The following is a 23,575-nucleotide window of genomic DNA, read 5'->3' on the forward strand; positions in this document are numbered from 1 at the left end:
CCATTCGATTTGGGAATTTATGTAATAGGCTAATCAACTTGGGAATATTGGATTATTTTTACATAGGAACAGTCGGATCTTATTGATTTAAACTCCTCCATATTTACTTATTTCGCATCACGAAATTTGTCAGAATAATAGGCACCTTACTCTATTAACACTATTAAAAATATTCACTAAAATTAATAGGGTAATAAACTTTTAAATTGGAGGAATAAATTTATGACACTAAAGAAAAAGGTTTTATCAGTTTCTTTATCAGGCCTAATGGCTTTGGGTGCCGTTGCGGCTGTAGGGCTGCCTGCTGGGGCTGTTGGAAATGGACCAACTGCTGGAAATGGTGCGGTGCAAACATCCATTTTGCATACATACACTAGCTTAGTAGATTATCTGAAAACTCAAGAAGCCAAACAAGAAGCGATGGATCTTGAAGTAATCGGCAAGACGGTTAAAGGAAAAGAGATTTACATGGCAAAATACATTTCAAATCCTGAAAATCCAACTGTCTTATTCTTAACGCAACAGCATGGCAACGAGCAGCTGACAACAGAAGGGGCCTTAGAATTCATCAAGCATTTAGGAACGGCAAAGACAGGTGGAGTTCTTGAGAATGTTAATATTCTCGTCATTCCTATGTTAAATGCTGATGGGGCCATGGGAGATGTAGGTTTCTCACTGGATAACTATCATGCCGATGGAGATCGCCATTTAACACGTTACAATTATAATGGGACAGATCTTAATCGTGAACATGATAAAAAAACTAGCGAAATGGAGCCGGAAGCACGTGCTCTTCATGAAAATGTATTTATGAAATATGATATCGACTACATGATCGACCTTCATCATCAGGGTACTTTAAGTGAAACAGAAGGACAGCTTGTATCGGGTTCAATTCTTTATCCAACAAATCCAAACGTTGCTCCTGAAGTGCTGGAAGGTTCCAAAAAGTTAGGGTCTGTAGTGTTCAATGCCTTACATAATACAGGCTGGGGCCATATCGGCAAATATGTGGGCGGAACTGGTGAAAATATCGGCCGAAACGGCGCTGCAGTCCGATACGATATCTCTACACTTCTTTTTGAAATGCGTGGAATGTCCGACCATTCCAGAGAAGATTATGCACTTGGCCAAAAGAGTAATGGCTACCTAATTAAGCAGACGATCACTACTCTTGATGCCACTGTAAGAGCGATTGCAGACGGTTCCATTGAAACTGCTGACACTAGCTTCTGGGACACTTTGCCTGAACAGAAAAACAGACAAGGTGAAGAAGCAGACGAATAAGAACTAACAAACATCCCCGTTTAACTTCTCTAGAAAAGCGGGGATGTTTTTATTTTTTTTGCCATTTGGTTAGGTCCTCAATTTTACAGAAGAGATTTTTTGAAAATTTTATGAAAAGGAGCCAAAAAATTGAAATTAGCAAAAGCTTTTTTATTTGTCTCTATAGCAGCCATCACCTTATTTTCCTTAAGACCGCAAAATAATATAATTGTATCGGCAGAGGATTCAACAGAGACTGTACTAGCATCTGGCCATTCTGAAAAGATTGGGAAAGAGTACGGGGAGCAAGCAAAATCTGCCATCATGCATAATCTCGAGCTATTTAAAGAATCTGCTATTTTGGCAGGCTATACCAAGACTGAACTAGACAGCGCTGCAGAGGAATATCAGGAATTTTTAAAGGATGTACAGCCAAACCTTTTGGAACAGTACAGAGCAATGGCTGAAAGTTCAGGCACTGAGTTATCAGATTTGCTGGCTTTTAATGTTTTAGAAGAAGAAGTTGCCGGCGATGGATGTACGACAATCATTGCAACAGGTTCTGCCACTCAGGGGGATAAAGCTTATTACCACAAGAATCGTGATGCATCCAGAGGATATAAGCAAGTGGTTCTCCAGATTAAACCAGAGAAGGGGTATAGTTTTATCGGTATAACTAGTGCCGGTTCTTCAGGAATTGCAATGGGAATTAATGAGTATGGTGTCTCTGTAGGCAATAATGTTCTTCATACATGGGACAAAGGAAAAGGATACGGAAATTTGACTGTTATACGTATGGCGCTTGAAAATGCAGCGGATGCGAGGGAAGCAGTATCCTATATTCAGGAGCTACCAAGAGCTTCTGGCTCTGCGTATGGGATAGCCGATGCTAAAGAAGGTGCCTTTCTAGAAACCACAAACAGTGCATTTGCCGTTAAGTGGGTTGTCGATGAAGCAATGGCTCATACCAATCATTATATCCTCCCTGGAATGGAGAAATATGAAGCCTTGGATGACGATCCTGCTGAAAAATCCCGCTGGAGCTGGTATATTTCTACTGAAGAACGATTAGATCGTGCAACATATCTTTTACATGGACAAATTGGAATGCTTAATCCACAGGATTTAGTCGAAATTTCTGAGGATCAGAACGGAGAGGATAAGATCTACTGGATTGATGCTCAATCTGAAATTAATGGCATTGAAATGGGGTCTGTATCAACCGGAACATTTGATGGCAGCAAATTAAGAATGTGGTCACAATTAGGCCAGCCAAGTATTGTCCCAGCAATCCCTTTTGAAGTAGATCGTCCATTGATACCCGAACCATTCCAATCTGGAGATCTTAATAGCAAAATCGAAAACCGCAAATAAGAATTTCAAACAGCTTAAAACCATACAGCATCCCTTAAAGGGGGTGCTTTTTTTGGTTGAATTTTTAGAGCCCATTATATAATTCACTTTTCAAATTAAGAAAAAAAGCCCATTTTTTACAATTTTGAAATTTTCTTTGAATAACTTGTTGACAATTCCTATAGGTATGGTAGGATTAATCTCAACATTATATAAAATTTAGTTAAAACCCAACCCTAATATGTATTTTCCTAGACTATGAAAAGGAGGCGAGCCGCACTGAAACAGGCTGACTGGGAAGAATTATCTGCTCATTTGAAGCAGATGCTGCAGAGCATCAAATACGGATCGATCACATTGGTCGTCCAGGATGGCAAAGTTATACAACTTGAGAAGAACGAAAAGGTTCGTCTTCAACCGAATAAGCGCGCTGACTAGACAAACTAGAGGCGGTCTTTTTACCTGAAACAAATCTCAGGCGAAAAGGCGGCCTTTTTTGGTTGAAGAATAGGCAAGATTTTTACAGGATGAAAGGAGTACTGCAAGATGAGCACTGCGGTAACGTATGAAAATTGGAATCAGATTTCTGAAACATTTGCCTTCGATGATAAACTGAAAGGCGCCCGAAATGTACTGGAATGGGCATACAAAAACTACGCCCAAGATAAAATCGTCTATGCTTCCAGCTTTGGAGCCGAAGCAATTGTCCTAATTGATTTAATACAAGAAATACAGCCTGATGCACACATTGTATTTTTGGATACTGGGCTGCATTTTCCAGAAACGTATGAAGTGATTGAAAAGATTGAAGCCCGATTTCCAAAGCTTCAAATTGAACGGAAGGAGCCAGCGTTAACACTGGATCAGCAAGCTGCAGAATTCGGTTCCGCCCTATGGAAAAGGGAGCCAAACCAATGCTGCCAGATCCGCAAGGTTATCCCTTTAAGAGAAGCATTAACGCCAAAGGAGGCATGGATTTCAGGTCTCCGCCGGGAGCAATCGCCTACGAGAGCCAACACGGAATTTCTCAACAGGGACGAAAAGTTCAGAAATATCAAAATCTGCCCGTTGATTCACTGGACCTGGGATGAGGTTTGGAACTATATCAAGGAAAAAGATCTTCCTTATAACACACTCCATGATCACGGCTATCCAAGCATTGGGTGCTTCCCCTGTACACAGGCAGTCGGTGAAAATGGCGATTCCCGTGCCGGCCGATGGTCAGGCAGCGGCAAGACTGAATGCGGACTTCATACCAGCTAAAAGGAGGGGGATACCATGCTCACGATTATAGCGGTCACTGTTGGTTTGTTTTTTGCCATGAATATCGGTGCCAGCGGAGCAGCAGCTTCAATGGGGATCGCTTATGGCTCAGGTGTTATTAAAAACCGGATCCTAGCACTCATCCTTTGCGGAATGGCCGTTTTTTTGGGGGCATGGCTGGGCGGAGGGGAAGTCGTGAAGACAATGGGAAGCGGAATTGTACCGCAGAGTACATTTACAGAGGCGATTGCCCTCATTGTCATCGCCTCTGCAGCACTCTCACTGTTTCTGGCTAATGTATTTGGAATTCCGCTGTCAACCAGCGAAGTAACTGTCGGTGCAGTAGTGGGAGCAGGGATTGTGTATCAATCGGTATTCGCAGGAAAGCTGGCCTGGATTGTCATGTTTTGGCTCCTTACACCAGTTGTTGCCTTTATTATTGCCATTTTGGCAGCAACACTGTTGAAGAATCCCTTCATGCAAAAATGGGTCAGCACACCAAAGTCAATCCCGATATTAACGGTCCTTGTCATTTTCATGGGCGTGTTCGAAGCCTTCTCTGCTGGCATGAATAATGTCGCGAATGCTGTTGGACCGCTGGTTGGCGCAGGGATCATGAGCACTTCTAACGGAATCTTCTGGGGAGGATTATTCGTTGCAATAGGAGCGATTCTTCTCGGAAAAAAGGTTCTGGAAACGAATGGCAAAAAGATTACCAGTATACGGCTGGAAGAAGGCTGTGTCATTTCGGGTACAGGTGCCGGAATCGTCATGGCAGCATCCCTTTTTGGAATTCCGGTCCCCTTAACACAAATCACGACCTCATCCATTATTGGAATCGGATTTGCCAAACAAGGCCGCTCCGTCCTAAAAAAGGATATTGTTGTCCAGCTATTGGTTGTATGGGTTGTTTCACCAGTGTTATCAATGGTTCTATCATACACATTCATCCAGCTGGTGATTGAGCAGAATGTGTATCCGGTCATTGCGATGCTGGGTGTACTCATATCCGTTTTCGGAGTGAAATTTTTAATGACTCAGGCACCATCAAGTGCAAGGCCGCTAACTGAAAAAAAGTAAATTCAAACAAGAAAGGTTGATGAAAAAAATGGCTTTACCGAAACCTCATGGGGGAAAACTAGTTCAAACATTTGACTCCAATTACAATCTTGCAGGAATTGAAAAAGAAATCGCGATTGATGCCATCGCACTGAGTGATCTAGAGCTGATCGGCGTTGGATTATTCAGTCCTCTGACAGGGTTCCTTGGAAAAGCGGACTATGAATCTGTTGTGGAAAAAATGAGATTAGCAGACGGAACCGTTTGGTCAATCCCTGTTACGCTCCCTGTATCAAATGAAAAAGCTGAAGAGCTTACAGCTGGAGAGACATTTAAGCTTGTAAATGATGGTATTGTTTATGGAGTGATTACGGTTTCCGAGTGGTTTGAACCGGACTTAAGCAAAGAAGCACGAGAAGTCTACAAGACTGAAGAACTTGCGCATCCTGGTGTAAAAAGGCTGTTCGAACGCGGACCGGTGTATGTGGCTGGTGAAGTAACTCTTGTTAAAAAACCTGGTAAGGGTGTAGCAGAAGATGTTTGGTTTGAGCCTCAAAAAACAAGAGCTTTATTTGAAGAAAAAGGCTGGAAAACCGTTGTTGGCTTCCAAACAAGAAATCCCGTGCACCGTGCCCATGAATACATCCAAAAGGCAGCGCTGGAAACAGTAGATGGACTTTTCCTGAACCCGCTTGTCGGTGAAACAAAATCAGATGACATCCCTGCAGATGTGCGCCTGAAGAGCTATCGTGTCCTTTTGGAAAATTATTATCCCAAGGATCGTACCCAGCTGGCTGTTTATCCGGCTGCGATGAGATACGCTGGCCCACGCGAAGCCATTTTCCATGCGATTGCCCGCAAAAACTTCGGCTGCACGCATTTCATTGTGGGAAGGGACCATGCCGGTGTAGGAGATTACTATGGTACTTATGATGCACAGCATATCTTCAGCAACTTTACCGAAGAGGAGCTTGGCATCAAGCCTCTATTCTTTGAACATAGCTTCTATTGCAGCAAATGCGAAGGCATGGCTTCAGATAAAACATGCCCTCACAGCAAAGAAGACCGCGTGATTCTTTCGGGTACAAAAGTAAGGGAAATGCTGCGGAACGGTGAATTGCCGCCATCCACTTTTAGCCGAAAAGAGGTTGTTGAGGTATTAATTGAAGGCATGCGAGAGAAAGAAACGGTTTGAGGAGGCAGCAAAATGACAAAGGCAACAAACATAACCTGGCATGATGCCACTATATCTAAGGAAGAAAGACGCGCACAAAACGGCCATGGCAGTGTCGTGCTTTGGTTCACAGGCCTATCCGGCTCAGGAAAATCGACCATTGCCAATGCTGTATCACATGAACTTTTTCGTCAGGGAATCAATGAATATGTCCTTGATGGAGATAATGTCCGCCATGGATTAAATAAGGACTTAGGTTTTTCAGAAAGTGACCGGAATGAAAATATTCGCCGTATTGGGGAAGTCGCCAAGCTGTTTGTCGACAGTGGGAAAATTGTCACAACAGCTTTTATCTCCCCATTCCGTTCTGACAGAAACGGAGTGCGAGCGCTTTTTGAAGAAGGGGAATTTTTTGAGGTATTCATCGACTGCCCATTGGAAGAGTGCGAACGCCGCGATCCAAAGCAGCTTTATGTAAAAGCGCGCCGCGGGGAAATCAAGGATTTTACAGGAATTGATTCCCCTTACGAAGCACCTGATCAGCCAGAAATAACCATTCGCTCCGATCAATTCACAGTAGAAGAAGCGGTGGAACAGATTTTAGCTTATCTCCGCGAAAAAAATATTTTATAAAAATGCAGGAGTCTCTTTTAAAGAAGAGACTCCTTTTCTAAAATAATTCCTACTATTTCACTCCGAAAAATGGTATTATAAAAAGCAATTAGAATAATAGCTTAATAAATGAGTGTATAAGCATATATAAAAACAAAAACTGTTTTCGTATAGTTTGTTGCTTTTGGGTGGTTAACTGAGTATAGCCTCTGAGTTGATTGGAGCGGAGGGCACTTGATCCTCGAAAATGCCTTCGCATTTTCTTCGTGCGGTGCTTATTCGAGGAAGCGATTCAGTGTCCTGCGGGAAGAGAGGGAGCGGGAGACCCCACAGGCGTGAAACGCCGAGGAGGCTCCCGTTCCTCCCCGCGGAAAGCAAGTGACTGGAGCGGAAATCAACGGGCATCATTTACAAACTAAAACAAGAATCAATGAGAAAACAGCCAAAACAAAAAATATTTTAGAAAGGGCGGTCATGAAGATGACGGGAAAAGTTTATTTAGTGGGTGCAGGTCCTGGAGATCCCGATTTAATGACTGTCAAAGGAATGCGCTGCCTTCAGGAGGCAGATGTTGTTCTTTATGATCGTCTCGTGAACCCGGAACTTTTAAAGCATGCAAAAAAAGAAGCGCAGCTCGTATACTGCGGAAAGCTTCCAAATCATCATGTCATGAAGCAGGAAACGATTAACCATCTTCTCGTGAAATATGCTAAAAAGGGCCTGCAGGTTTGCCGTTTAAAAGGCGGGGATCCCTTTGTTTTCGGCAGAGGCGGTGAAGAAGCAGAAGAATGTGTGAAAAATGGCGTCACGTTTGAAATCGTCCCGGGTATTACTGCTGGAATTGCAGCTGCAGCTTATGCAGGCATTCCTGTCACACACCGAACCTTGAGCAAGAGCTTCGCATTTGTCACCGGGCACCAAGCCGGAAATGAAGAAGCCGAGCATCAATGGGCCCATTTGGCTCATGCGGTAGACACCATTTGTGTATACATGGGTGTATCGCACTTACCAAACATTGTTAAGAATTTATTGAACAACGGAAAATCTCCGCAGACTCCCATTGCACTGGTACACTGGGGAACCCTCGAAGAGCAGCGGACTGTGACAGGTACTCTTGCCACCATTGAAAAAAATGTAAAAGAGGCCAATATCGCAAATCCCAGTATGATTATTATTGGTGATGTCGTTAAGCTCCACGATAAAATTAATTGGTTTGAAGAAGAAGTTTTACCGAATTTGCCGGTTATGCAGGGGTTAAGTTAACGTGTTTGTGGTATAGGAGAGAGGGAGCTGTTTCGTGTGCAGCTCTCTTAATTCGCTAAAATCAAGTTATGTTATATTGGCGTGGGAATGAGCCATTTGTGGGGCAGTTCTAAGGTTTTATCCGAAAATATCTTTTTGCCGGTCAATCAGGAACATATTTACAGACTAAGTGCTTCCAAACTATGCACTCTTTTTGCTTATCAAAAATACTTCCCAAAATCTCTTCATTCAACCTACCAGGAAAGGAGGCCCCATATGAAAGCGATCTTATATATCGGCCATGGAACCCGGTCGAAAAAGGGGGCTGCGGAAGCAAAACTTTTTATAGAAAATGTTATGAAAAAGGTTGAACATCCCATTCAGCAGCTGAGCTTCCTCGAACTCACAGAACCATCAATAGAACAAGGGTTTGAGCATTGTGTCCATAAAGGCGCTACCGACATAACGATAGTTCCTCTATTTCTGCTGGCAGCAGGACATATTAAGCAAGATATTCCTGACGCACTTGCCCCATTAATTCAAAAATACCCTAATATAAACGTAACAACAGCAGATCCTTTCGGAGTACAGCACCTGATTTTAGACGCTATTGCCGGGCTGGTTACCACGGAAGCTCACCCAGTTAGCAGCCATGATTCAATCCTTATCGTCGGGAGAGGGAGCAGCGACCCATCCATACAAGAATCATTCCACTCAATCGCACAAGGAATCAGCCAGCGGCTTGACTTGAAAGAGGTCCATGTGTGTTATTTGGCTGCAGCGTCCCCATCTTTCCAAGAAAGTCTGGATTCCCTTTGTGAAAATGCAAAAGGCAGAATCATTGTTATCCCTTATCTTTTATTTGCAGGTCTTCTATTGAGTGAGGTTAAGAGGGAAGTAGAAAAGAAGAAGAACAGGGGACACTCGATTTTACTAACGGATGCGTTGGGAAGCCAGCAGGTTATACAGAATATTGTCATCGAAAAAGCTAACGGAAAGGAGAATGCGAGTGCAGCCGCTAGTCATTAATTTAACTGGTAAAAAAATTGTTATCGCAGGCGGAGGCAGGATAGCCTTCCGTAAAGCGAAGGTGCTGGATACAGAACAGGCAGATATTATATTTATTGCGCCAGATTTTTCAAAAGATGTCATTGGGCTTGCCAATCAAAAAGGGTATGAACTTGTTCACCGTGAAGCATATCCAGAAGACTTTGAGGATGCATTCCTCACCATCCTGGCCACCAATAATCGGAAAATAAACCAGGCCCTGGCCCAATCACTTGCTCCTGCACAGCTAGTATGTGTTGTTGACCAATCCGGCGAAGGGAATGTGACATTTCCGGCTACTGTTCGCCGCGGTCATCTGCAGGTTGCTGTCACTTCAAACGGTGCCAGCCCCAAGCTTACCCGCAAGCTGAAAAAGGAATTGGAGGAGCAATTTAATGATAGCTGGACCGGATATACTGGTTTTTTGGCAGAATGCCGTGAGTATATCCGAAAGCTTCCAATCTCTTCCGAAGAAAAAAATAAGCTTCTGGCGGAATTGCTTGATGACCGCTATCGTGTCCATGAAGATGTCCGTGAGGAAAAATGGAACCATCTGCAATCATTACAACTTAGCTAATTTATGCAAAAACCGTGTGTTTCGCACAACGGGTTCGGATACCTGTCAATTTTTATAAAAATACGTTTGAAAATCTGCTTATATTTGTTATACATTTTGTCCTGCAAAATGCAGGGCTTTTTGTTATGTAAGAATATTCCAAAGCGCAACCTAATGTATAATGCATTTTATGGCCAATGCACTGTTATAAAACTATATGTTGATTTCACTGTGTTTGAAAAATAACCGGAAAAATTCCGTTTGAAATGGGAAATACCCATATTTCCTTAAGAATAAGTGGAGTTTTTTCGCTTATATGTTTCATATCTTTGAATTTTGGCTTATTTAGAGCAGTTAACCGGAATACCTCCGCTTATCTCTGCTTCTTAAGCTTTCTCTATATATATTAGCCGGAAATTCTCCGCCTATTAATTCTCATACCTATACGAAAATCATCAGTGAATAATTACAGAGCCAAAGAGAAACTTAGTTTTGTAACTAAAAAACATAGCATTTTGCAATCCAATCTCTGTAACCTTACATTTCGAAATACAAATAGGACCACAGTTTCAAGCCTATTTTTATAATTACTCGCGTTGTATCAATGAAAAATGACCATCAATTTCACATACAAATTGATGGTCATTTTAAAATACACATTGGATTTTTGTGACAGGTAAAAGGACCCGTTATGTTTCGCACACGGTTTTTTATTTTGTTTTATTGTGCATATACACTATGGTACATTAAAACCAATGAAGCAGGAAGGCGGCAGATATATGGAGCTTTTAACTCATGAGCTTGCACAGGAAATAGTGGAACGGACAATGAAAATTCTAAATAAAAATATAAACGTGATGAATGAGGAAGGCATTATCATTGGATCGGGCGATCGCAAAAGGATTAATCAGCTTCATGACGGTGCTTTGCTTGTCCTGAAAAAAGCGGAAAGTGTCGAAATTGATGAACCAAAGGCTTCAAAGCTAAAAGGGTCGAAGCCCGGAATCAATTTGCCTATTCGTTTTAATAACCAAATCGTTGGGGTAGTTGGCATAACGGGGGAGCCGGAACAAATCCGCAATTATGCAGAGCTTGTTAAAATGGCGGCAGAACTAGTGTTAGAGCAATCTTTTTTGCTGGAGAGAGTGCAATGGAAGCAGCGTCTGCAAAGCGAGATTGTTAATCAGCTTATATCTGATGAACATCTAAATAAAGCCTGGATAAAAGAGCGTGCAGGATTTCTTGGCATCGATCTTGAACAGCCGAGAGCAGCTATCATACTTAAACACAACAGGCATCCTGAAGCAGCCATACAAAAGCTCATAAGCGCCATTCAATTTGAACTCGAAAAACAAGATCTAATTGGTGTAACCTTTAATAATGAAATTGTGATACTTAAAGCTGGATCTCCATCTGAATGTACTGCATTTTTAAGACGTCTGTTAAACGTTCCAAAGGAGAAAATGGTGTTTGGAATCGGCAATATGTCTGAAACCATCAATGAAATCAAGACATCATTTCATTTGGCACAACTAACTCTCGCTGTTGGACAAAAGCTTAACCCAGATGCAGGTTTTTACCGTTACGAGGAGTACCGATTGGAAGTTATGCTATCGAAACTGGCACAAACTGAGCAGCCTGGGAATGCTTTCTCTTTTTACGACCGGCTGCTTGAGCAGGATAAAAAGGGGGAACTGGCGCATACCTTGGATATTTACATAAAAGAAGGCGGAGAACTGAACAAAATTGCGGAGAGCCTATTTATTCATCGCAATACACTCAGATACCGGCTGGATAAAGTCACAGAATTGACAGGAAAGGACCCAAGAAATATTAAAAATCTAATTGAGTTGTATATGGCAAAATTAATAAATGATCTTCGCTGATTGTGCAGATGCACAATTTATAGAAAATTCACTGCTTAAAATTTAGCAGCATACACAATGTAAAAAGCACCGCAAACGCTTACAATAAATTAATAAGCAAACAAGCACCTTGGGAGGTTTTCATATGGATGTTACTGTAAGCGCTTTAGGGGCCATTAGTGCCTTGGTTATTGCTATTCTATTAATCTTGAAAAAAGTGCCGCCTGCGTATGGGATGGTTGCCGGTGCATTAATCGGCGGTTTGATTGGCGGCGTTGATATTACAAATACAGTGAATTTAATGATGGAAGGCGCCAAAGGGATTATCCCGGCAGTCCTAAGAATACTGGCTGCAGGTATTCTGGCAGGTGTCCTGATTGAATCAGGTGCAGCATCTTCCATTGCTGAAACAATCGTAAAAAAATTCGGAGAAACGCGTGCGCTGCTTGCCCTGGCGGTGGCGACGATGATATTAACAATGGTTGGCGTTTTCGTCGACGTAGCCGTAATAACAGTATCACCAATCGCTCTGGCCATTGCAAAAAGAGCTAAGCTTTCAAAAATGGCCATCCTGCTTGCGATGATCGGCGGCGGTAAAGCAGGGAACATTATGTCACCGAATCCAAATGCCATTGCAGCCTCAGATACATTTGGCGTTCCGCTTACATCCGTCATGGCTGCGGGATTCATTCCAGCTATTTTTGGACTGGCTGTTACGTACTTTATTGCCAAGAAACTCGTAAATAAAGGCTCGGCCGTGATGACAGAAGATGTGGAAATGACAGATAACACGAAGCTTCCATTATTCTTCACAGCTATGATTGCACCGCTGGTTACGATTATTCTATTGGCGCTGCGCCCATTATTTGATATCAATATTGATCCAATGGTTGCTCTGCCGGCCGGAGGTATTGCAGGTGCCATTGCCATGAGAAAAACTAGAAAAATCAATGACTATGCTGTTTCCGGGCTAAGCAAAATGTCCGGCGTTGCCATTATGTTATTGGGAACTGGAACATTAGCCGGCATCATTGCCAACTCAGCGTTAAAAGATGTCATTATTAACGCATTAAGCTCATCAGGTCTTCCAGCTTATCTGCTGGCTCCTGCTTCAGGTATTTTCATGTCTGCTGCAACAGCTTCAACAACCGCTGGTACTGCTGTAGCGAGCGGAGTCTTTGGAAGCACGATTTTAGGATTGGGCGTATCTGCATTGGCTGGAGCTGCCATGATCCATGCTGGTGCCACTGTACTTGATCACTTGCCGCACGGAAGCTTTTTCCACGCTACAGCAGGCAGTGTCAATATGGACATAAAAGAACGCTTAAAACTGATGCCATACGAGTCTCTTGTCGGTTTAACACTCGCAATTATTTCTACTCTTGTATTCGGCGTCTTTAAGCTTTTTGGATAAGGTGAAACAAATTGTCTTTGAAAGCTTGTAACGGAGCTGCACTGCCGTTAACGCAGGTTAATAGAAAGGGAGATGTTCAATTATGAAAATAGTAATCGCGCCAGACTCCTTTAAAGAAAGTTTATCAGCTCTGGAGGCGGCCAATGCAATCGAAAGAGGTTTTAGAGCCATTTTTCCTAATGCCGAGTACATGAAAATGCCTATGGCAGACGGTGGAGAAGGTACTGTCCAATCCCTGGTTGATGCCACGAATGGAACAATCGAGGAACGGACAGTGTCAGGGCCGCTGGGAGAACCGGTTAAGGCATTCTTTGGTTTAATGGGAGATGGAAAAACAGCGGTCATTGAAATGGCAGCAGCTTCAGGTTTGCATCTCGTTCCTGCTGAAAAAAGGAACCCGCTAATCACATCGACTAAAGGAACAGGAGAGTTAATATCAGCTGCATTGGATTTAGGCGTCAAACATATTATCATCGGAATTGGCGGAAGCGCTACAAATGATGGTGGCGCCGGAATGGTCCAGGCATTGGGAGGTAAGCTTCTAGATACAGCAGGCAATGACATTGGCCCAGGCGGCGGTTCTCTCTCTCAACTTTCTTTAATAGATTTATCCGACCTTGATGTTAGATTGAAAGACGTTCATATCGAAGTAGCCTGTGACGTTGATAACCCGTTAACCGGACCAAGAGGAGCATCTGCGATTTTCGGACCGCAAAAAGGTGCCACAGCTGAGATGGTAAAATTGCTGGATGAAAACCTGGCCCATTATGCGGATGTGGTAGAAAAAGCTCTCGGCAAATCCTTTCGCGATTTAGAGGGGGCAGGCGCTGCGGGGGGACTTGGTGCAAGCTTGCTCGCCTTCTTGAATGCCGATTTAAAAAGAGGAATTGATATTGTCCTTAATGCAGTAAATTTTGAAGCTGAAGTTCAAGATGCAGACTTGGTCATTACTGGCGAAGGGCGGATTGACAGCCAAACCATTTACGGTAAAACGCCAATCGGTGTGGCGAAAGCAGCTAAAAAATATGGGGTATCTGTGATCGGCCTTGCCGGTTCATTATCGGATGATAGCCACATCGTGCACGAACATGGGATTGATTCGCTTTTCACTATTGTACCAGGCGTTATTTTGCTGCCTGATGCGTTTGAACATGCAGCAGTTTATATGGAAAGAGCGGCTAGAAATATCGCGGCCACTTTAAAAATGGGTAAATAGGATTTAGATGGGAAGCTGCGAAGTGCAGCTTCTTTTTTTGCAGAAAAAAAGGCGTATACACGATCCAAAGAGAATATGTTTTTAAAGAATATTTAATTGGAGGCTATGTTAATGAAAGCAATTATTGTTCCAGAATACGGCAAGCCAGAGGTACTAACTTACTTGGATATAGATATACCAAAAATCAAACCTAACCAGGTAATGATTAAAGTTGAAAAAACAAGCGTGAATTATGCGGATGTGAAAGCAAGATATGGCCAGGGTGGAAAGGGCATTTTTCCTTTTATTCCAGGGTTAGATGCGGCAGGAGTAATTGTTGAAACGGGTTCTGAGATTACTAGGCTTCAAAAGGGTGACCGGGTCATTGCGTTTCCGGCTGAGGGCTCGTATGCAGAGTACGTGGCTGCCGATGAAAATTTGACATTTTCAATCCCGGATGAAGTCAGTTTTGAATTAGCTGCTGCTTGCCCGACGGTTTCTTTTTTATCCTATAAGATGCTCGCTGATATTGCCCGTCTTGAAAAAGGCGAAACCGTTCTGGTTCATTCTGCAGCCGGGGGAGTTGGAACAACAGCGATCCAAATGGCGAAAATCTTAGGTGCAGGAAAAGTAATCGGAACTGTTGGCAGTGAAGTAAAAGTTCCTGTTGCTCTGGAGGCAGGAGCGGATCATGTGGTTGTTTATGAAAAAGAAAATTTTGCCGATATGGTTAATAGTCTTACAGAAGGAGAAGGTGCAGATATTATTTTGGATTCATTAGCCGGACCCATTACACAGCAAAGCTTCGGCTGTCTTGCCGATTATGGACGGATGATCCAGTTTGGCAATTCATCGGGTGAAATAGGCGTAATTAAAACAAATGATCTTCATAAAAGCTGCCGCTCTGTTTTAGGCTACAGCCTGGGTACCACACGGAAAAAACGGCCGGAAACATTGAGGGAAACGGCGAATCAGGTAATGGAATATCTAAAAGACGGCAAGCTAAACGTAAAAATTGGCCACACCTTTCCATTGGAAGAAGCAGCAGCTGCCCATCAATTGATAGAAAGCAGGATGAGTACCGGAAAAATTCTATTGGATATACGATAATTATATTATGTAAACAAAGACTGCGCAAAAAAGCTATTTTATAAAAACAGGCCAGCAACGGAAATTTTCAGACCAAAACTCTCAATTTCGCTGATTTAGCGTTTGAATACCTCTTTTTAAGGAAAAAGTATCAACGACCATCATAAAAGGAGCTATTCTATGACATTAAAAATTCGTGTGTATTCTGATTATGTTTGACCATTTTGTTTTATAGCGGAGGTTCCGCTGAATGAAGCGATTAAAGGCAAAGATGTGGATGTGGAATGGATGCCTTATGAGTTAAGGCCATATCCGAATGAAACGCTGAAGCCTGAAGGGGATTACCTGCAATCTACTTGGAAAAACTTTGTTTATCCTATGGCCGATCAGTTCGGCGTAAAAATAGTTTTGCCGCACGTATCGCCGCAGCCCCATACCCACCTACCTTTCGAAGGCTTTCAATTCGCCAAAGAACATGGAAAGGGTAATGAATACAACCATCGCATGTTCACCGCCTTTTTCCAGGATGAGCTGGATATAGGGGATATTGAGGTCCTGACAAAATTAGCCGCCGAATTGGGGCTGAACCAAAATGCTTTCCGGGTATCACTGGAAACAAGAAAATATAAGGACGTCCATAAAGAAGCACTCAGACATGCCTATAACGAAGCGGAAATTCAGGCTGTGCCAACCTTTAAGATAGGAAATACGTTATTGTCAGGTGCACGCCCAAAGGAAATGATTGAAAAGGCGATCGAAGAAGAGATGATTCGGAAGAATGGTAAATCTGATTCCAATGGTTTCGCATGCGGACCAGAGGGATGCAGCTAAAAGGAGAGAAGCCAATGTCCAAGGATCCCATTGAATTAACCAAAATGACTATCTATCCGGAAGATACAGCGAATAAGGTGAAAAGCGCGTACATTAGCGGCTTTCAGCAGCCTGTTTATTTTGGTGTCCACGGCGGCGTTAAGCAATTTTATGGTGTTGAACCGGAAGTGGAGTATCCCTCTACACTCGACCATATTGTTGCAGCTGCAGGCGGCTGACTGGTTGGAACTTTAGCAGGCGCGCTGGAGGCGCGTGATATTCCAATTACGAGAGAAAAATTGCGGGCTGACGTACAGGGTGTAATTGAGGCACCGGAAGGAGTCTTGAAAATTACCACTATCCGCACAAAATTTAACCTGCTTATTCCAAAAGGAAAAAGAGAAGCAGCAGAACGGGCCCTAAATGTCTTCGAAAGAGCCTGCCCTGTTGCTCAGACTCTTAAAGGAGCAATAAACTTGGAAAACACATGGGAAATTACGGAAGAATAAATGAAAAGGACTGAATTTCAGTCCTTTTATTGTCCCCAAACCAATATAAAAATAAAATAAGCCCCCATCGTCAACAATGCTACCGGAACCCCAAAAGTTGCCCATTCTTTGCTTGTAATTTGCAGCTTGCCTGCTGCGATTATATTCGGAATATTACCGGGGATTAGCATACCCCCGCTAATGAGAAGTCCGAGCAGAATCGATTTTACAGTAAAATGATCCATAGATGGACTAATTTCGGCGGCTGCGAGCGTTGCATTATCCAAAACGGCTGAAATCATATTGATCCAGTACAGCAGCAACGGGTTTAAGCCGATCAGGAAATGATTGATTAACGGTTCAAATCCTGCACCCAAAAAGGTCAATCCCATTACGAAAAAATAAATCTTAAGGGCACGAACAAGAATTTCTTCATAGCTCTCACCAGCTGGCTTTTTGCTAAAGGACCCTCTTCCCGACACAGGCCGTTTTACAAAAAGGGCTGCCAAAATCCCGAAAAAAAGCAATGCTATCCCAATCTGTGATCCCACCAACTCCAGCAAAAAGAAAAAGTCTTCATTTAATTTGCTGATGGCGATGGTGGAAAGCGGCTCTCCGATCGGTGTCAGAGCAGCTCCGAGCCCGATTGAAAAACAAGCCAGGACTGTAAGTCGTATTTCAGACGCCCGATCAAGGCGAAGGGCACTGACAACTAGAACTAACACTAACGCGGCAATTATTGCTGTAATGATGCTCGAGATTAAGCCAAGCAAAATGACTACTATTGCTGCAAAAAAGCGAAAGGGCAGCCTGCGACTCACTGAAAGTATGCTGCTTTCCAGCTTTACCTGAAACCATTTAAAAAGCAAGCCGGCTACAAAAACGGCAGCTGTAATATTTATAGGGTCATAAGCTGCTTTTAAAAAGAGTGTGCCATTCATGACTCCGCTTGCAAATGCAGCTGACAGACCCATCACGAACAGAAACATCTCCAGGTTTTTTTCCACATGTTCCGAGATAAACGGCAGCAGCAGGACGACAATGAAAATAACCAGTAAACCAATAATCATTATCTATCTCCAATTGGTTATTTTCCAAGTTAAGCACAAGGAATACTACAATCGTATGCTTTAAAAGGGACAAACTTTCCATAAAAAAATCCCTGCGCTGACTGCGCTGGGGATTTTAATAAAGAAAATCAGCTATAATCATTTAATACTGTTCCTGTTATGTCAAATTCCGGTTCCAGGCTTTGCATGGCATTTGAAGAATTAGGAGTTGTCCCGGCGGTATTCATTTCCTCATTCACAGAAGATATTGGGGGAGTTTGACTGCGTTCATTTTTTTCTCGACTATCCAACAAGATCATCAACTCCTTTACAATATTTGTTTTTTTATTTCCTATTTATTACATATATTCAAACATGCAATTTTTGGAAGTTGTTCAAGGGAGATAATTTTATCATTCCCAAAGCAGGAGATTTTATGTTATTAATTTATACATTAAATGAGAAAAGTCTGCCTGCTTTAGCAGACTTTTTTCTATTTTTTGACTATTCAATCCTTTGAACTTATCCCTTTCAGTATGTTAAGATGTTATTTTATTTTAACACTTAAAGATATTAAATAGATTTCTAGAGAGGAAGTTCAGCTTGGATAAACGCATCTATTTATTGGCGATTATTTCGTTTGTTGTTGGTATGGTGGAACTTATTATTGGAGGTCTGCTGGACCTTGTTGCTGATGATCTTGATATCAGCCTCGGACAGGCCGGTCTTCTGATAACTGTCTTTTCACTTGCTTTTGCCATAGCAGCGCCTATATTGCTTACCTTAACTGTTAAAATGGAGCGCAGCCGCTTAATGATGATTTCCTTAGTCGTGTTTTTAGCGGGGAATATCGTGGCTGTTTTCAGTCCATTCTACAGTGTTCTTTTAGTTGGACGAATCCTGGCAGCTGCAAGCGGTTCGCTGCTGATTGCTTTATGTATGACAATGGCATCTTATATCGTAACTGAACAATACCGTGCACGTGCCATTGGAATTGTGTTTATGGGAATCAGTGCCTCCCTTGTACTGGGTGTGCCGATCGGCCTTATGCTTGGAAATGCGTTCGGATGGCGTGCACCCTTTGTCCTTATTTCTGTATTGACAGTATTATCTATGGCAGGCGTTTATTTCTTCATGGGAAAAGTAGCTCCAAAGCCTGCAGTGCCGATTGGTGAACAGCTTCGGACGCTGAAAAGCCGTAAAATCGCGCTTACACAGACTACGTCTTTCTTATTGATGGCCGGCCATTTAACTTTTTATGGGTATTTAACGCCATTTCTAAAAATGAAAATGGGGCTCGATGGCAATTGGGTCAGCATAGTGTACTTAATCTTTGGGATTGCGGCCGTAATTGGAGGAGGAATTGGCGGATTGATGGCTGATCGTTTTGGTGCAAAGCCTGTCATCTTAACGTTAATTGCGCTGTTCGGAGTAACCATTTTTTCGTTGCCGTTCGCAGCCTTTTCATTACCGCTCTTCCTGATAGTCGTCATCATCTGGAGCATGCTAAGCTGGGCTATTACACCAGCCATACACAGCTATCTAATTGAAGTATCTCCGCAAACATCAGATATTCAGCAAACTTTGAACAACTCTGCTGTCCACATGGGAATGGCATTCGGCAGCATGATCGGCGGAATCATGATTGAATCAACTTCCGTCGAACTCAATGCAGCTGCTGGAAGTGTCTTTATAGTCATCGCCCTTGGAACGGCTGCACTTTCCATGGCGAAAAGAGAAAGACCGCTAACAGCCGCAGAAAGCTTTAAAAAGTAGGCTATGTTACATCTGCCTGTTGATTTCCGCTGCAGGAGCTCCCTTCCAAGGGGCAATCCAAAGGAATCCTGGTCCATTCGCTCCAATCAACATTCATCTTTAAGCTTTTAATACAGGCAAAAGAAAAAACGCCAGGCTCTCCAATAGAGCGTGGCGTATTTTTGCTATTTACCGGAAACTGCAATAGTGATAAAATTCAGACAATAAATAGAGGAGGTATATTGTGCGGATTTCGATTATCATCATTGCATTTCTTGCGGCTATCCCAGGCAGTTTCTTTGTTTTCCCCTTTATAGAAGATCAGAATTGGCCTATTTTAGCTGAAAGCCTTTCATTTGGACTGTATTTTGGCATTATGATCTATATGGTTTTGAAAGCTGAGGAGCATTTGAATTTACAAGACAAAAAAATCGGTGTAACTCCCGGACTTTTTCTTATTGCAGGATTATTCCTGATTCCACTTTTAACTGAACTAATTCTAAATGGCGATTTGCGGTTTTTCCAATAAAAATCCAATTTTTGAGTGATCGAGTTTTTTTATTTCTAGTAAAAAACAAAGTATTTAAATAATTATTAAAATAACCGATATATATATTGATATACTTTTTGCCAATCGAAAAAAACGTAAATGTAGATGGAAAGTTAAGAAAATAGTTTTTTAATTTAAGGATTCAGAAAAAAGGGGTCTGTATAATGAGTCAATCAAGCTATATGCTTCGGACATTATTCGTCATAATACCTACTGTCATTATTATCAGTTTAGCCGTGAGTATCGGAAATAATTTGGAAGGGCAGGCTTTTTGGATCACAATCGGTTTTATCGCCAGTTTAGGGTCGCTGGCAGGTATTTTATCTGCTTTTATGAATTACCGAAAATTCATTGCGCCAATTGCAAAAATTAATGCCCATTTGGAAGAACTCGCTGATGGAAATATATCTAGCCGCCTGGATGAAAACTCCGTTGGCCAGCTAAAATCTATCGCTGCTGCACTGAACCATACGGCTGCTGTATGGCAGGATGTGCTGAATAATGTTGTAACCGCTTCAAATGAAGTCACACAATACGCTCAGCAGCTTTCAACTGGTGCACAGCAAACAAACATGGCTACAAGCCATATTGCCGAAGTGATAGAGGAAGTGGCAGCAGGGGCAGACAATCAGGTGAAAGGGGTTAACACAGCATCTGATGTGATCATGCAAATGTCTGACAGTCTGGGCCAGGTGGCAGCCAATTCTGAACAGGTGACAGAGCAAATCAATGATTCTCTTGAAAAAGCAAATCATGGCTCTCAATCCATTTCAACAGCAGGCTGCCAAATGAATTCCATCCATGCAAATGTCCAGGATTTATCTAAAGTTGTCAAAGGATTAGGCCAGCGTTCACAGGAGATTGGCAAAATCATTGAAGTGATAACAGGTATTGCTGCACAAACGAATTTATTAGCATTGAATGCTGCAATCGAAGCAGCTCGCGCAGGTGAACAGGGGAAGGGCTTTGCGGTTGTCGCAAATGAAGTCCGCAACCTGGCAGAAAAATCTGCTGAGTCCACTTTGCAGATTAGCCAATTGATTTCCCAAATTCAGGAGGAAACCAATCAAGTTGTTCAAACGATGGAAACGGTCAATCATGAAGTGACGGAAGGAATGGATGTGATGAAGGATGCAGGTGATTCCTTCAAACAGATTCAGCAATCTGTCAGCAGTGTTACCCAGCAAATGGAGGAGGTTGCCACCGCTATCCAGCAAATGTCTGCCGGCTCCCAGCAAATGGTTCAGTCTATGGATGAAATTACTCATGTTGCAAACGAATCGGCAATGGCTACACAAAGCGTACTCGCTTCCACGGAAGAACAGGCCGCTTCCATAGAAGAAATCTCAGCCTCAGCAGACCGGCTAACAGGTATGGCTGAGGATTTAAAGGAATTAATCAGCAGGTTTAAGTTATAAAACAAGGCTATTTTCTTGAAGATTGTTGTTTTTGAATCGATTTTGAATAGAAACATTAAAAATAAGGTTGGTTGATTGGAGCGTAAGGTGCGAGACTCCAGCGGGAGGAGTGGGACAGGTGAGACCCCACAGGCGCTGCGCGCCGAGGAGGCTCACCGCCCGCCCCGCGGAAAGCGAGCATCCTGAAGTAGAAATCAACCACTCCTCAGTACTTATTAATTAAAAAGAGTTTAGGCCATGCGGACCTAAACTCTTTTTAATTAATCATTTATTTTATCCAGCATGCTGATCGTATCGACAAGGTGATTATTAAAAATTTTCCGTGCCACAGTAAGAAGATCAATAATCATCGGATCTCTTAACGAATAGATGACCCGGTTGCCGTCCTTCGTGCCAGTAACAATATTTTTAGTCCGCAGTACTGTAAGCTGCTGGGAAACGGCAGAACCCTCACTTCCTACCAGGCTTTGAATTTCATTTACACTTTTATCGCCCTCTGCTAAGAGTTCTAATATTCTTATTCGGAGCGGGTGGGCCAGAGCTTTGAAAAAGTCTGCTTTGAATTGCTGCATATCAAGATTCAATGTAGGGTATCCTCACTTTCCTGAGTCATGGCGCTGATATCGCTTTTTCTCTTGCTTGACAGTTTGATCCGGCTAGTTTTCCGCATTCCCTGAATGCAAAGTGCCTGCAGCCCAGGCACTTATTTTCGTCGATTAACCTAAGTGCATGGTTGATGGCATCCCCGGTATGCTCAAAAATATGCTCATCCCCAATCATATCGTATAATCCCGTTTTCATTAAGATGCTTTTAGGCTGGGACTGAAGCCCGGATATTAAAATAATGCCATGCTTTGAAAAACTTTGCACGATATGAGCAAAGTTGGACTCGCCGGTTGTATCCATAAATGGAACACGGCCCATTCTCAAAAGCAGGATTCCTGGCTTGTAATGAATGGTATCCATAATGGTTTGCGAAAAAGTTTGGGCAGCACCGAAGAATAATGGCCCCTCCACATTAAAAATACTTATCTGTGGGCAATCGTGATGCTCGGAAACCATCTGAGATTGTACCTTTTTGTGTTTATTCTCCGGATTCGGCAGAGCTTTTACAGTAACAAGATGATCGCTCATTCTCTTCGTAAACAGGATGACAGCCATTAATAAACCGATTTCAACAGCAACTGTTAAATTGATAAAAACCGTTAATAAAAAGGTCACAACAAGCACAAGTGAATCTTCGGTCTTCGTTTTTAAAACGTGGCAGAAAACTTTTCTTTCACTCATATTCCAGGATACGACCATTAAAATTGGGGCCATGCTGGCAAGCGGAATATTGGATGCATAAGGTGCAAAAAGCAGTAAAACAAGCAATACCATAATACCGTGAATAACTCCGGAAAGAGGGGATGCAGCCCCATTTTTAATATTGGTGGCCGTTCTCGCAATCGCTCCTGTAGCAGGTATACCGCCGAAAAAAGGGGTAATCATATTGGCTATTCCCTGGCCGGCCAGCTCCCGGTTGCTGTTATGCCGTGTGTTCGTCATCCCATCTGCTACAACCGCAGATAGCAGTGACTCAATCCCGCCTAAAATGGCGATCACAAATGCGGGACGAAGGAGCTCTATTACTTTTTCCAAAGTCACATCCGGAATAGCGAATCTTGGGAGAGTCCCGGGAATTTCTCCAAATGATGAACCGATAGTGGCTACCTGATTTGGAAAAAATACAATTGCTGCGGCAGTGGAAAGCAGCAATCCAATCAGAGGGCCAGGCACCTTCGGAAAAAATTTAGGCGTTAGCAAAATCCCTGCCAGGCAAATGCTTGCAGTTAGAATACTATAAAAATTGACGGTATGAATATGGCTCGCAATCTCTCTAATATTATCGATAAAGTATTCATGGTTCTCAACACCCTTGAGCCCTAGAAAATTCGCGACTTGGCCAGTAAAAATAATGACGGCTATCCCGGATGTAAACCCAATGGTAACAGGCTTCGGGATAAATTTTATCAAGGAACCCAGCCTGAAAACGCCCATTAGAAAGAGCATAACACCAGCAAGAAAACCTGCAATTAATAAATTTTCATACCCATAAGTCAGCACGATACCGAACAAAATGGGAATGAATGCACCAGTCGGTCCGCCAATCTGGTATTTTGAACCGCCAAGAAGGGAAATCAAAATCCCGGCAATTATCGTCGTATAGATCCCATACTCAGGCTTAACACCTGAAGCAATCGCAAAAGCCATCCCCAGCGGAATCGCAATAACACCGACAATAATCCCTGAAAGCAAATCCCTCTGAAAACTTTGCAGCGAATACTCCGAATACCTTCCAGTAAAAAGCCACTTACTTTTCATACATAA

General features: G+C 42.7%; 24 protein-coding genes. 20 read left to right on the plus strand and 4 right to left on the minus strand.

The features are described from left to right. Positions 1 to 222: 222 nt before the first annotated feature. The 17 genes from AC3ZVC_RS16815 to AC3ZVC_RS16895 all read left to right on the plus strand — a co-directional run bounded on the left by AC3ZVC_RS16815 (position 223) and on the right by AC3ZVC_RS16895 (position 16,454). A complete protein-coding gene (locus tag AC3ZVC_RS16815) occupies positions 223 to 1,287 on the plus strand; it encodes a M14 family zinc carboxypeptidase (RefSeq protein ID WP_490064355.1) in 1,065 nt (354 codons plus the stop codon). 129 nt (positions 1,288 to 1,416) lie between these two features. Continuing rightward, positions 1,417 to 2,640 carry a C45 family autoproteolytic acyltransferase/hydrolase gene (locus tag AC3ZVC_RS16820; protein ID WP_490064356.1) on the plus strand — a complete coding sequence of 408 codons (1,224 nt, stop codon included), beginning with the start codon at positions 1,417 to 1,419 and terminating at the stop codon, positions 2,638 to 2,640. Between the two features lie 237 nt (positions 2,641 to 2,877). After that, entirely contained in the window at positions 2,878 to 3,057 is a 180-nt protein-coding gene (locus AC3ZVC_RS16825; protein WP_110062946.1) for a YezD family protein, read from the plus strand. Positions 3,058 to 3,165: 108 nt separating this feature from the next. After that, a complete protein-coding gene (locus AC3ZVC_RS16830; RefSeq protein ID WP_490064358.1) occupies positions 3,166 to 3,882 on the plus strand; it encodes a phosphoadenylyl-sulfate reductase in 717 nt (238 codons plus the stop codon). 15 nt (positions 3,883 to 3,897) lie between these two features. Continuing rightward, a complete protein-coding gene (gene cysP / locus AC3ZVC_RS16835; protein WP_490064359.1) occupies positions 3,898 to 4,962 on the plus strand; it encodes a sulfate permease in 1,065 nt (354 codons plus the stop codon). A 28-nt stretch (positions 4,963 to 4,990) separates the two neighbouring features. Next, positions 4,991 to 6,136, plus strand: coding sequence for a sulfate adenylyltransferase (sat, locus tag AC3ZVC_RS16840; RefSeq protein ID WP_490064360.1), 1,146 nt, complete (start codon positions 4,991 to 4,993; stop codon positions 6,134 to 6,136). A 12-nt stretch (positions 6,137 to 6,148) separates the two neighbouring features. Continuing rightward, a complete protein-coding gene (gene cysC, locus AC3ZVC_RS16845) occupies positions 6,149 to 6,748 on the plus strand; it encodes an adenylyl-sulfate kinase (protein WP_490064361.1) in 600 nt (199 codons plus the stop codon). A gap of 459 nt (positions 6,749 to 7,207) precedes the next feature. Continuing rightward, positions 7,208 to 7,990, plus strand: coding sequence for a uroporphyrinogen-III C-methyltransferase (cobA, locus tag AC3ZVC_RS16850; protein ID WP_490064362.1), 783 nt, complete (start codon positions 7,208 to 7,210; stop codon positions 7,988 to 7,990). Positions 7,991 to 8,077: 87 nt separating this feature from the next. Then, entirely contained in the window at positions 8,078 to 8,998 is a 921-nt protein-coding gene (locus AC3ZVC_RS16855) for a sirohydrochlorin chelatase (protein ID WP_490064363.1), read from the plus strand. Continuing rightward, positions 8,979 to 9,593, plus strand: a complete 615-nt coding sequence (locus AC3ZVC_RS16860) for a precorrin-2 dehydrogenase/sirohydrochlorin ferrochelatase family protein (RefSeq protein WP_490064364.1) — start codon at positions 8,979 to 8,981, stop codon at positions 9,591 to 9,593. The genes AC3ZVC_RS16855 and AC3ZVC_RS16860 overlap by 20 nt, the downstream gene beginning before the upstream one ends. A 758-nt stretch (positions 9,594 to 10,351) precedes the next feature. Continuing rightward, positions 10,352 to 11,458: a sugar diacid recognition domain-containing protein gene (locus AC3ZVC_RS16865; RefSeq protein WP_490064365.1), complete on the plus strand. Its 1,107-nt coding sequence runs from the start codon at positions 10,352 to 10,354 to the stop codon at positions 11,456 to 11,458. Between the two features lie 124 nt (positions 11,459 to 11,582). Further along, positions 11,583 to 12,851 (plus strand): GntP family permease, encoded by a 1,269-nt coding sequence (locus tag AC3ZVC_RS16870; protein ID WP_490064366.1) that lies wholly within the window; start codon positions 11,583 to 11,585, stop codon positions 12,849 to 12,851. An 82-nt stretch (positions 12,852 to 12,933) separates the two neighbouring features. Next, positions 12,934 to 14,067, plus strand: coding sequence for a glycerate kinase (locus AC3ZVC_RS16875; protein ID WP_490064367.1), 1,134 nt, complete (start codon positions 12,934 to 12,936; stop codon positions 14,065 to 14,067). 111 nt (positions 14,068 to 14,178) lie between these two features. Beyond that, positions 14,179 to 15,156 (plus strand): quinone oxidoreductase family protein, encoded by a 978-nt coding sequence (locus AC3ZVC_RS16880; protein ID WP_490064368.1) that lies wholly within the window; start codon positions 14,179 to 14,181, stop codon positions 15,154 to 15,156. A gap of 159 nt (positions 15,157 to 15,315) precedes the next feature. After that, on the plus strand, positions 15,316 to 15,966 hold the full coding sequence (locus tag AC3ZVC_RS16885) for a DsbA family oxidoreductase (protein WP_490064370.1): 651 nt from the start codon (positions 15,316 to 15,318) through the stop codon (positions 15,964 to 15,966). Between the two features lie 14 nt (positions 15,967 to 15,980). Next, the gene (locus AC3ZVC_RS16890) at positions 15,981 to 16,184 is read left to right on the plus strand and encodes a hypothetical protein (protein ID WP_110062934.1); all 204 of its coding nucleotides are present in this window, start codon (positions 15,981 to 15,983) and stop codon (positions 16,182 to 16,184) included. 24 nt (positions 16,185 to 16,208) lie between these two features. Then, entirely contained in the window at positions 16,209 to 16,454 is a 246-nt protein-coding gene (locus AC3ZVC_RS16895) for an OsmC family protein (RefSeq protein ID WP_490068948.1), read from the plus strand. Between the two features lie 26 nt (positions 16,455 to 16,480). Here AC3ZVC_RS16895 and AC3ZVC_RS16900 read toward each other — a convergent pair whose 3' ends face one another. Both AC3ZVC_RS16900 and AC3ZVC_RS16905 read right to left on the minus strand, forming a co-directional pair. Next, on the minus strand, positions 16,481 to 17,503 hold the full coding sequence (locus tag AC3ZVC_RS16900; protein ID WP_490064371.1) for a DUF1646 family protein: 1,023 nt from the start codon (positions 17,501 to 17,503) through the stop codon (positions 16,481 to 16,483). A gap of 128 nt (positions 17,504 to 17,631) precedes the next feature. Continuing rightward, positions 17,632 to 17,796, minus strand: coding sequence for a hypothetical protein (locus AC3ZVC_RS16905; RefSeq protein ID WP_490064372.1), 165 nt, complete (start codon positions 17,794 to 17,796; stop codon positions 17,632 to 17,634). A gap of 289 nt (positions 17,797 to 18,085) precedes the next feature. Between AC3ZVC_RS16905 and AC3ZVC_RS16910 the strand changes: the two genes are divergently transcribed. The 3 genes from AC3ZVC_RS16910 (at position 18,086) to AC3ZVC_RS16920 (ending at position 21,205) form a co-directional block, all read left to right on the plus strand. Next, on the plus strand, positions 18,086 to 19,258 hold the full coding sequence (locus AC3ZVC_RS16910) for an MFS transporter (protein ID WP_490064373.1): 1,173 nt from the start codon (positions 18,086 to 18,088) through the stop codon (positions 19,256 to 19,258). 223 nt (positions 19,259 to 19,481) lie between these two features. Continuing rightward, the gene (locus tag AC3ZVC_RS16915; protein ID WP_490064374.1) at positions 19,482 to 19,766 is read left to right on the plus strand and encodes a hypothetical protein; all 285 of its coding nucleotides are present in this window, start codon (positions 19,482 to 19,484) and stop codon (positions 19,764 to 19,766) included. A gap of 185 nt (positions 19,767 to 19,951) precedes the next feature. After that, complete coding sequence (locus tag AC3ZVC_RS16920) at positions 19,952 to 21,205, plus strand: methyl-accepting chemotaxis protein (protein ID WP_490064376.1); 1,254 nt, start codon at positions 19,952 to 19,954, stop codon at positions 21,203 to 21,205. A 260-nt stretch (positions 21,206 to 21,465) separates the two neighbouring features. Here AC3ZVC_RS16920 and AC3ZVC_RS16925 read toward each other — a convergent pair whose 3' ends face one another. Beyond that, entirely contained in the window at positions 21,466 to 21,789 is a 324-nt protein-coding gene (locus AC3ZVC_RS16925) for an ArsR/SmtB family transcription factor (protein ID WP_490064377.1), read from the minus strand. A 25-nt stretch (positions 21,790 to 21,814) separates the two neighbouring features. Continuing rightward, positions 21,815 to 23,569 (minus strand): SulP family inorganic anion transporter, encoded by a 1,755-nt coding sequence (locus AC3ZVC_RS16930; RefSeq protein WP_490064378.1) that lies wholly within the window; start codon positions 23,567 to 23,569, stop codon positions 21,815 to 21,817. Positions 23,570 to 23,575 lie beyond the last annotated feature (6 nt).

This window comes from Cytobacillus sp. C11.1 (assembly GCF_058145115.1).